The sequence below is a fragment of the Amycolatopsis sp. WAC 04169 genome (genome assembly GCF_003947535.1).
Taxonomy (GTDB): domain Bacteria; phylum Actinomycetota; class Actinomycetes; order Mycobacteriales; family Pseudonocardiaceae; genus Amycolatopsis; species Amycolatopsis keratiniphila.
Genome location: NZ_QHJI01000055.1, coordinates 1 through 694 on the forward strand (window position 1 = coordinate 1; position 694 = coordinate 694).

Genomic DNA, 694 nt, shown 5'->3' on the forward strand with positions numbered 1-694 from the left:
GGGGGGGGTCGGTCGCGTGGGGTGGGAGTGAGTGGGGGGGGTGGCGTGTCGGGTCGAAAGGGTGGGTGGAGTTCTGGGTGTGTTTGCCTGCGGCGCCTGTGCGGGTTCGGTGGGGGTGCGCGGTGCGCGGTGCGGTGCGTTGGGGGTCGGGGCCGCGTCGGGGGGTGGCCGTCCCCGCGTCGGCGCGGAAACCGGGGGCCAGCGGGCGTTGGGGCGTTGGTCACCCAACCGCGGCGGGGCCCAGTCGTGCCTCCCTCAGTGCCTGAACGGCCTGGGAGGTACCCCCAGGCGGCACGGGTGGGCGCAGCGGCACCCCGCTGCGCCGGGCTCGCGACCCGGCCCCGGCGTGCCCGAGGGCACTCCGGGGTCGGCTGCCGTGGTCGTCAGTTCGTGAGGCGGCTCAGTGCCTCCTCGACCGTTACCTCCTCGCGCTCCCCCGTTCGGCGGTCCTTGAGTTCGACCACGCCCTCCGCCGCGCGGCGGCCGGCGACCAGGATCTGGGGGACGCCGATGAGTTCCGCGTCGGTGAACTTCACGCCGGGAGAGACGCCCGCGCGTTCGTCCACCAGGGCGCGGACGCCCGCCGCGGCCAGCTTGTCGGAGATTTCCAGGGCCAGCTCGGTCTGCAGGGCCTTGCCCGCGGCGACGACGTGGACGTCGGCCGGGGCGACCTCCTTGGACCAGACGAGGCCCT

The 694-nt window shown here is 75.2% G+C and carries 1 protein-coding gene; it reads right to left on the bottom strand.

Going from position 1 to position 694, the window contains the following annotated elements; all coding sequences use genetic code 11:
- Positions 1-383 precede the first annotated feature (383 nt).
- Positions 384-694: His/Gly/Thr/Pro-type tRNA ligase C-terminal domain-containing protein (locus DMC61_RS40945; RefSeq protein ID WP_233595120.1), on the bottom strand; the 311-nt coding region annotated here is incomplete at its 5' end.